Here is a 9,179-nt window from a genome sequence, read left to right as displayed (position 1 = left end):
AATCGCCAAGACACATGGAAGTTTCGGGTTCTGTTCCACGAACCGAACTGTAAACACACGAGCGCTCATTGCTATATAGCAACCTCCAAGACACTTAGGATATCACAAAATTCGGAAACCGATACAGTGATGGCTGTTTCTCCCTATTGCCTGTTGCCTGTTGCCTGTTGCCTTTTGCCTACTATACTAGAAATACTGCACCGGAGGCTACCATGACCATTTCCCAAGATTTAGAAACACTGAAAACTGAATCCGAATGGGAAGAGATTGAATTTCCTCCCGGAGATTTGGAAAGTGAGGAACCACCTTTGGAAAGCTATTTGCACCTACAACAAATTATTCTGTTGCTCAACTGTCTGGATTGGCTGTGGCGGGATAAAACCGACTATTTCGCCGCCGGGAACCTGAGCATTTACTACAGTCCCGAACAGGTGAAAACGAAGGATTTTCGGGGGCCGGATTTCTTCGTGGTGTTGAATACGGAACAGAAACCCCGCAAGAGTTGGGTGGTGTGGGAAGAGGGGGGAAAATATCCCCATGTGATTATCGAATTGTTGTCGAATTCGACAGCCAATGTTGACCGAAACACGAAAAAACAAATTTATCAAGAGATTTTCCGAACTCCCGAATATTTCTGGTTTTCTCCAGATACATCGGAGTTCCGAGGGTTTCACTTGGTGAACGGGGAATACCAAGACATACAACCGAGCGATCGCGGATATCTTTGGAGTCACCAGTTACAATTATTTCTGGGGATTTACGAAAATAAACTGCGGTTTTTCACAGCGGACGGCGACTTGGTTCCGACTCCGGAAGAATCGGCGACAAACGAAAAACAACAGCGGGAACTGGCGGAACAGCAACTCGAAACCGAACGACAACAAAAGGAGAAACTGATCGCCAAGTTGCGGGAGTTGGGAATCGATCCGGATACCGTTTAAATTCCGCTTCAAACTGCGATCGCCTCCCGCCGCGTCAACACCATCGCGATCGCCTTTTCGTAATAGGCGACTTCGTTGATAAAAATCGGCCAGACGGGGGTTTCTCCGTCATAATAAATTGTGGTTCCGTCAAACTTTAAAAACATCGGATCGCCGGGGTTCAACTGCTGGTAATCCCGTCCCTGCAATTGTGGGTGAATCATCCCGGCGAGTTCCCCGGTTTCCGTGCGGGGATAGTCTACGACTCGCAGAAATTGATAGATCGTGAGGGTGCGATCGCCCCCGATGAGTTCCCCCCGGTTGTACCGTTCGATATAATCCAAAACGGCGTGGATGACCTGTTCAGCCTTTTCAAATAGTGCGGCATCCAACATTCCCGGTGCCACCGGCCCCACCTCAATTGAAAAGCCGCGATCGCACAGGGATTTCATGGACGGATTTTCCCGCTCCGGATCGATCCAACTGTAAATATTTAAGTCCGGAAAAATACCTTTCAAGTGGGCGGCTATTTGGCGATTAAATGAATTATTTTTAACCCAAATTAATGTCACCCCCATGTGGGCAGTGCTGCTGTGAAAATCAAAAATAGCGTCGATCTTGCCCTGTCCCTGTTTGCCCCATCGTTCGACGATCCACTGCGCCCTCTGAATTTCGTAGATTTCCGAATTGGATTGTTCCAAATGTTCCCGTCGAAAACACCGGTTTAAATCGCGATCGACGTAGCGTTTATTAATTTCAAATGCCCGGGGATTGGCCAATAATGTCAGGGTTTCAAATGTCGATCGCGTCACTAATTTCGGCGATCGCTCGAATTTTTTAATTAAATATATGCCGGTCCATTCGTTGCCGTGGGTTCCCCCGACAATGGCGACGCGGCGGATGGCGTCGGCGGTTTGCGGTGTGAAATTCATCAGATTCGATAGCAAATATAATGATAACTATAACGATTTTAAGCGATCGGCGATCGCTCCCACTGCCATCCGGCTGTTGACCAGGCGGAAACGCCACAGGGCAGATCTCCTCTATTATAAGCGACCGAAGCGATCGGTTCAGAGCCCGCCACGCCTCAAGAGGAAGAGGGCGCGATCCGATCCCAATACGCTTTGACTCCCAAACTGAGGAGATAGCCGCCGCAGGAAACGAGGATAATCGTCGCGCCGGAGGTGAGGTTAAAAAAGTAAGAAAACCACAACCCAGTCATGGTAAAAATAATCCCAAACAGACTCGACAACACCATCATCTGTTTGATATCTTTGACGAATTGGGTGCTGATGGCAGCGGGCACGGTCAGCAACGCGATCACCAAAATCAGTCCAACCACCTGCATGACCATCACCACCGTCAGACCGATCGCGGCGACCAAAACCAAATATAAATAATCCACCGGAATATTGCGGGTCGTGGCAAACACGGGGTCGAAGGAAATCGCCACCAGTTCTTTATATAGAGAAACAACCAGAATAAAAATTAGGACATCCAGTCCCAACATCACCATCAAATCCGTGCGGGGGACCGTGAGGATGCTGCCGAATAAATAACTCATCAAATCGGCTTTGTATCCCGGTGTCAGGTCAATGAAAATAATCCCGATCGCCATTCCCAACGCCCACATCACCCCGATAATCGTATCCGATCGCTGTTTGGTTTTTCGTTCCACCAACCCCATACCGACGGCCGAAATCAGAGAAAATGCGATCGCCCCGAACAGCGGATTAAATTGGAAAAAATACCCCAAACCGATGCCCCCATAGGCGGCGTGGGCGATGCCACCGCTGATAAAAACGATCCGGTTGACCACCACAAATGAGCCGATAATGCCGCAGGCGATACTCACCAAAATTCCCGCCATCAGGGCATTTTGCATGAACTCAAACCGTAGTGCCGTATGAATCGCTTCGAGCATAATTTTAATATGATTTACTGGTGGTCTCGAAAAACGCGGTGGGGAATCGAACCGTGGGAAATCAAATCGATCGGACATTGATAGGTCTGTTCGATCATTTCGGGGGTGATCTGGCGATCGCCATGATAAAATAGTTTTCGGTTCAAACACCCCACCGTTTTAACATGAGTTGAAACCGCCCCCAAATCGTGGGAAATAATCACAATAGTCATGTATTCATTCAGTTCGTGCAGGAGTTCATAAATCCCATATTGCATCCTCGGATCGACGCTGGCTGTCGGTTCGTCCAACAGCAAGATCCGGGGTTCGCAAGCCAACGCCCGGGCGATATAGATCCGCTGTCGCTGTCCGCCAGATAACTCGCCGATGGCGCGATCGCGAAATTCCAGCATCCCTACTTTTTCTAAGGTTCGGTTGACGATTTCGCGGTCTTGTTTGGTGTAACCTCTAAACAGCCGTCGCCGTCCCAATCTCCCCATCAACACCACTTCGGAAACGCGCACTGGAAAGCTGCGATCGAACTCAAAAGTTTGGGGGACGTAACCCACATATCTGCGCCCCTGCACGGGCGAAAATCCCATAATTTCCACCGTCCCCCGCCGAGGTTTCAACAGCCCCAACATCACTTTCAGCAGGGTGGTTTTCCCCCCGCCGTTGGGGCCGATAATGCCGATAAAATCCAGCTCTCGAACCGTCAGGCTGACATCTTCCAAAACCGGTTCTTGCCGGTTATAACTCGCCCAGATGCGATCGAGGGTCATGACCGCTTCGGTGGGCGGATCGGATCTTTCTGAAGGGTAGCAAGATGGCACGTCAATCCCTAATTTTAACATAATTAACCGACTGTTTGGGTGATTTATTTCTAATTGAGAGCACCGGCGAATTTTTCCGAGACTTCCAGCAAATTCTCCGACCAATTGGGGGCGAGGGGGGTGACTAAAATCACTTCTCCGCCGATCTCTTGAGCGATAGTTTGAGCCGACTCCGTGTTGAATTCCGGCTGGGCAAAAATGACTTGGATATTTTCCGCTTTCGCCTCCGCAATTAACGTCGCCAATTCCGAGGCGCTCGGTTCTTGTCCCCCCACTTCGATCGCCTCCTGTTCGAGGTTATAATCGGCGGCGAAATACCCCCAAGAGGGATGAAAAACCATAAACTGGCGATTGCTGACCCCTTCCAAATTAGCGCGAATTTGTGCGTCAATTTGGTCGATTTCCGCCCAAAACTGTTCGAGATTTTGTCGGTAGGTTTCCTGGTTCTCCGGGTCAACTTTCACGAGTCCTTCGTAAATATTTTGAGCCTGTTGTTTCGCCAGTCGAGGTGAGAGCCAAATGTGTGGGTCGAGGGTATCTCCCCCGTGGTCGTGGCCGTGGTCGTGGCCGCCTTCTGCTTCGTGATGGTGGTGGTCTTCCAGGGGCAATTTTTCGATCCCCTCAGCCGAATCAATCACTAACATTTGCGGGTTGGCACTTTCGATCCGGGGCATCCAGGGTTTTTCAAAGTGGATGCCGATGCTGACGTAGGCTTCCGCGTCGCTGAGATCCTTCAACTGCTGGGGTTTGGGTTCGTAGGTCGCCGGAGACGCGCCGGGGGGAACCATGACGTTGACATTGACATTCTCGCCGCCAATTTTCTCCACGAAATACTTTTGCGGCAGGATGCTGACGGTCACATCGATCGCCCCGTCGTTGACTTCCGCGACTTCTACGGTGTCCGTCCCCTCCGACGCGGAAGGTGTCGTCGAACCACCGCACCCCGCGATCGCTCCCACTGCAAGCATTAGGGCGATCGCCGTCCCATTCACTCGTTCCCGCATCTGTCTCCCTCCCTATGATACTCCCAGATGGCACAGACAAAAATGATAATCATTATCATAACATGGCGATCAGGATTTGAGATTCGGGAATCTGGATAGATAATTGTCAATTATCAATGATCAATTCTCAATTTTTCTCCAAGAACGCCTCCACCAAAACTTGTATCTCGTCGGGAATTTCCGTCACCAGTCGTACCGGGAAGGCATCGGTGGAAATGGAGCGGAAATATTCGGGCGTCAGAAAGATTTCGTACTCTCGGGCGTCCGGAGTCAGTTGTGCCGCCATCGCCAAAGTGAAGGCCTTAGCATAGTTCCGGATGTCGGCCGTGGCGACGCCGAACACCTCATTTCCCGATAGCGGCGTGTTCGGCCGTTGGGATTGATCCTTGACAAAGGCGGGATCTTTGACGCTCAGATGAGTTCCCCCGACGACGCCGACGAGCCATTTGGGGGCTCTAAGTTGGGGAAAAATGCCGATCTGATCCGAGAGGGCGGGGGTGAGTTTGTCGGCGGAAACGGAAAAAATCAGGGTAGGGACTTCCACCCGGGCGAGTCCCGTTTCGCCGAAGAGTAAAGATGCGGTGGGGTTGAGGGCGATCGCGGCTTTGACCCGGGGATCGTAGAGTCGATAGCGGTCTTCGGGGAGTTGGCTGGCAATACATTGGGTAATTTGTCCGACACTGAACCTGACCGCTTCGGTTCGGCACCGTTCCCGCAGGGATTCGAGTTGAAATTCTCCCCCGGCGATGGCCAAAGCGGTACTCCCCCCCAAAGAATAGCCGATCGCCAGCACCCGTTCCGGATTGAGCGATCGCCGGATCTGCGGGTCCATTTCAACCCCCGCCGCCAACTCGTCGAGGACGAAACTGATATCCCGGGGGCGTTCGAGCAACTCCTCCGGTTGCAGAGCCAGGGCGCGATCGATGTAAACCTGGTTGCTTCCCGGATGTTCCAGGGCCAGGAACCCGAAGCCGTGGGAGGCCAGGTGGCGGGCCAGGTAGTCCAACTCGTTGCGGACCGACCCCCGGCCGTGGGTGAACACCACCAGGGGGCGATCGCTCCCCACCGTCTGCGACCAGTACAGATCCGCCAAAATGGTACGGTTGCGCCCTTCGTCCTCAAACTGCAACGGGATGACTTCAACTGTAGCCGCTCCCGGTTGAGTCGGGTCAAAAGGGACAGCCACATCAGGCGTTGTCGCCTCCAACTCGTCGGCCATTTCCACCATAAATTGTTGAGTTTGCCAAAAAGAGCGATTCAGGCGGGCGAAGATGGCGAAAGCCGCGTCGAGGTCGATGCGAAGTTCCGGGTTCGGATAGGCCTCCAAAAACCCCAGCACCGAGAGTCCCTGGGGGTCTTCTGCCGAGGCGATCAGCGCCCCTTTCAGGGCCTCCCCCCCCGGTTCAGCCGTCACAGTCGAAATGCCGTCGAGGATCGTTTCGCCAATTTGGGTGTTGAGGAGATTTTGCACCGAAGCCCGGTCGAGGGATAAATTGATATTTAACGCTTCGAGGACTTGGCGTCTCTGTTCGGGGGAGAGGAGGGTGCCGTAACCCGCCAGAGAAACGGGTATCTTTCCCGTGCGGGCGAATTCCCGCAAATCGTCCACCGCCACCGAAACGGAGGCGATCCCCTTGCGGACGACGACGGTTTCCGCCGCCCGTACCGGAGTTGCGATCGCGCCCCAACTCCCGAGGACAAGGGCGATCGTCAGACCCAACACCAACCGATATCGTTGCCAATTCAACTGCATGAAACCCGAAAAAGTAGTGAAAAAGTAATATAGCGCGGGCCCAGGCGCACCCCATAATTCCCCCGACTCCCTAATACCGACTCCCGACTCCCCAATTACGATCCGCCCCGCGTCGTAGAAGTATCTTTCTGCAAAACCTCCGAGAAGGCGAAATCGGGGGCCGCCAAGACAAAAATCGTAGCCGGCAATCCTTCCGCCATAGCCTGTAGGCTGTCGTAATATTCGCTGTAATGGAAATTTTCCCGGGGCGGAGCCATTCCCAAAAACACCAGGTCAGCTTGTCGGGAAGATTGACGCAGGATCTCCGGGAACGGTTGACCTTCGGAGACGATCACCTGGGGTTTCGCCCCGATTCGCAACTGTTCCACGACGCGATCGAGGTTAGGGCGAGCCGCCTGAGCCGCTGTCGCGTCCGGGACCACCAAATTCAAATTGATCTGAGCTCCCCGCCAGTCCAGACTCGTCCGTAGCAGGTAAGCCAAAATCAGCATCAACCCCCCGTTCGCGTTCAATCCCCCCCACCAAACATCAATGCGCTGGCGACGGCCAAATCCCCGTTCCGACTCGTCCCGCAGGACGATCACACTCCGCCCCGCATGATGGAAGTGAGCGATCGCGTCGCAGTAGGACTCCCGCCGTTCCGGGGATTTAGTATCTCCCAACAAAATCGTATTCGGCACCAGCGGACCAATTCCGTAGGATTCCACGAGCTGCCGCGCCCCCGCGAAGGGGTCGGGAGCCGTAATCACCCGCACGAGCCCTTCAATACCCCGCTTGTCCAAATACTCCCGAATCGTTCCCTCCATTTCGCCGCGCTGGGCCGGATTGCGCGATCCGCTGGGCAAAACGGTGCAGACGGTGAACAGGCTGCGGTTGTGGGTGAGGTTGGCGGCCAACTCGACCAGATGCCAGCGTTTAGTCGGGGCTCCGGAAAAGGTGAGGATGTGGGGACGCCAGTTTTTGGTGTCGGGGGTGTAGCTGAGTTGGAACAGGCCCATCCGCACCAGGGCCATCCAGATCCCCTGGCGGACGTCCCCCCAGGCGCTTTCGAGTTCCCGGCGTTCAAGCCAAATGTAAATACCGAAGACAATAACAGCAGCGATAATAGTAGCCAGGGAGTCGATCAGGAACATCACCCCCAGACAGCCGATCACTCCCAGCAGGGAGAAGAACCAGTGAACTTTGAAGGATGGACGGAAGGAGGGACTGCGTAGAAACGTCTCAATTCCCGCCGCCAAGTTCAGCACCAGGTAGGTGGTGAGGAAGAACATACTCAGCACCGGGGCGATCAAGTTCAGGTCGCCAACGGCTACTGCAACCAGTACAAAGGCAAGGGTAAAGACAGTAGCGATGCGGGGTTCGTCATCTTCCCCGCTTCCGGTACCCAAAAACCGCAACCCACTGGGTAGAATCCCATCTCGTGCCAGGGCTTGCAGCACCCGGGGGGCCCCAAGGATGCTGCCGAGGGCGCTCGACAGGGTGGCCCCCCACACGCCCAGCAAGATCGCCGGCCCCCAGACGGCGATGCGCTGCATAATCAGGGTATCGGCAATGAGGCTGGCCGTATCGGCTCGCATCGATAAAAAGATAGGAAGGATCATATAGATCACATAACCCGTCCCGACGGCAGCCAGGGTCCCACTGGGAATCGCCTTGATGGGATCGCGTAGATCTCCAGACATATTCACCCCGGCCATGATACCAGTGACAGCGGGGAAGAAGACGGCGAACACGGGCCAGAAGCCCTCTTTGGCGACATCGGCGGCGATTTCGAGATCGGCGGGGGTGGCCGGGATTTTTTGTCCGAAGGCGAAGGAGATCAGGGAAAGGGCGATCGCAGCCATGATGAAGTATTGGGCTTTGATCGCCAGTTGGGCGGATTTGATGGCGAGGACGGCGACGGCGATCGTGGTGGCCAGCGCCACCCAGCGCACCGTCAACTGGGGAAAGGTGAGGACGAGACTTTCGGCGAAACCGATGGTGTAGAGGGCGACGGAGAGAGCTTGAGCGAAGTAGAGGGGAATGCCGATCGCCCCCCCGGATTCGATGCCTAGGGAGCGACTGATCATATAGTATGCGCCCCCGGCCCGCACGACGCGATCGGTGGCGATCGCACAGATGGAGAGGGAAGTGAGAAAGGTGATCGACGTGGAGAGGGTGACGATCGCCAACGTTCCCCACAGCCCCACCTGGCCGACGACCCAGCCGAAGCGCAGGTACATGATCACCCCCAGGATCGTCAAAATCGAGGGGGTGTAGACGCCGCCGAAGGTGCCGAGACCCGTTCCGGTTTGGGGGGAGGGTGGCGGGGATGGCTGTGTGGAACGAGAAAAGGGGAGTTTCACAATATTGACCGACCTCTCTAAAATTCGGAGTACCAGGGGGGTGAAGGTGGACGGAGATACCGCTCACACCGCCAAAGGGGGGCGATGGTCAAACCCAAGTCGGGCGGCTTCGAGTTGGGCGGCGAGGGAAATTAAGGTCAATTCGTCCGCCGGTTTGCCGACGAGCTGGACTCCGACGGGCAACCCGTGGGGGTCGAATCCTGCGGGAAGGGCGATCGCGGGTTGACCCGTCGCGTTGAACGGCGGACAGGGGGCGATCCAGTTGATAATTTTCTGCAACGTTTGTTCAGGAGTTAGATTAGCATATTCCCCGACACGGATGGTGGGGTGCATATAGGTGGGCATTGATACTCTGCGGGTTAAAACCACGCAGATTCTTAAGTAATCCAAAGCTGGATTCTCAAAGGCATTATCAAAGTGC

The 9,179-nt window shown here is 54.4% G+C and carries 8 protein-coding genes; 1 reads left to right on the top strand and 7 read right to left on the bottom strand.

The features are described from left to right. The first annotated feature begins 212 nt into the window (after positions 1-212). On the top strand, positions 213-941 hold the full coding sequence (locus AC0QHF_RS02050) for a Uma2 family endonuclease (protein WP_324702518.1): 729 nt from the start codon (positions 213-215) through the stop codon (positions 939-941). An 8-nt stretch (positions 942-949) separates the two neighbouring features. On the opposite strand, the gene AC0QHF_RS02045 is transcribed toward AC0QHF_RS02050, so the two are convergent. The 7 genes from AC0QHF_RS02045 to AC0QHF_RS02015 form a co-directional block, all read right to left on the bottom strand. Further along, the gene (locus AC0QHF_RS02045; RefSeq protein WP_324702517.1) at positions 950-1,852 is read right to left on the bottom strand and encodes an aspartoacylase; all 903 of its coding nucleotides are present in this window, start codon (positions 1,850-1,852) and stop codon (positions 950-952) included. A 155-nt stretch (positions 1,853-2,007) separates the two neighbouring features. Beyond that, on the bottom strand, positions 2,008-2,844 hold the full coding sequence (locus AC0QHF_RS02040) for a metal ABC transporter permease (RefSeq protein WP_324702516.1): 837 nt from the start codon (positions 2,842-2,844) through the stop codon (positions 2,008-2,010). Between the two features lie 14 nt (positions 2,845-2,858). Continuing rightward, the gene (locus AC0QHF_RS02035) at positions 2,859-3,677 is read right to left on the bottom strand and encodes a metal ABC transporter ATP-binding protein (RefSeq protein ID WP_324702515.1); all 819 of its coding nucleotides are present in this window, start codon (positions 3,675-3,677) and stop codon (positions 2,859-2,861) included. Between the two features lie 29 nt (positions 3,678-3,706). Further along, complete coding sequence (locus AC0QHF_RS02030) at positions 3,707-4,660, bottom strand: metal ABC transporter solute-binding protein, Zn/Mn family (protein ID WP_324702514.1); 954 nt, start codon at positions 4,658-4,660, stop codon at positions 3,707-3,709. 127 nt (positions 4,661-4,787) lie between these two features. Next, positions 4,788-6,413, bottom strand: coding sequence for an alpha/beta hydrolase (locus AC0QHF_RS02025; protein ID WP_324702513.1), 1,626 nt, complete (start codon positions 6,411-6,413; stop codon positions 4,788-4,790). Between the two features lie 95 nt (positions 6,414-6,508). Continuing rightward, positions 6,509-8,758, bottom strand: a complete 2,250-nt coding sequence (locus AC0QHF_RS02020) for an APC family permease (protein WP_324702512.1) — start codon at positions 8,756-8,758, stop codon at positions 6,509-6,511. A 63-nt stretch (positions 8,759-8,821) separates the two neighbouring features. Next, on the bottom strand, positions 8,822-9,179 hold a 358-nt coding region (locus AC0QHF_RS02015; RefSeq protein WP_324702511.1), incomplete at its 5' end, for an amidase family protein.

The sequence above is a fragment of the Lyngbya sp. CCY1209 genome (genome assembly GCF_055795065.1).
The sequence above is the reverse complement of the archived record's forward strand: the minus strand, read 5'-3'. Positions and strand labels throughout refer to the sequence as shown.

What these genes read in the sequence shown, in the direction of transcription:
- AC0QHF_RS02045 (WP_324702517.1), bottom strand. Translation starts at nt 1,852, where the DNA reads ATGAATTTCACACCGCAAACCGCCGACGCCATCCGCCGCGTCGCCATT.
- AC0QHF_RS02025 (WP_324702513.1), bottom strand. Translation starts at nt 6,413, where the DNA reads ATGCAGTTGAATTGGCAACGATATCGGTTGGTGTTGGGTCTGACGATC.
- AC0QHF_RS02035 (WP_324702515.1), bottom strand. Translation starts at nt 3,677, where the DNA reads ATGTTAAAATTAGGGATTGACGTGCCATCTTGCTACCCTTCAGAAAGA.
- AC0QHF_RS02050 (WP_324702518.1), top strand. Translation starts at nt 213, where the DNA reads ATGACCATTTCCCAAGATTTAGAAACACTGAAAACTGAATCCGAATGG.
- AC0QHF_RS02040 (WP_324702516.1), bottom strand. Translation starts at nt 2,844, where the DNA reads ATGCTCGAAGCGATTCATACGGCACTACGGTTTGAGTTCATGCAAAAT.
- AC0QHF_RS02030 (WP_324702514.1), bottom strand. Translation starts at nt 4,660, where the DNA reads ATGCGGGAACGAGTGAATGGGACGGCGATCGCCCTAATGCTTGCAGTG.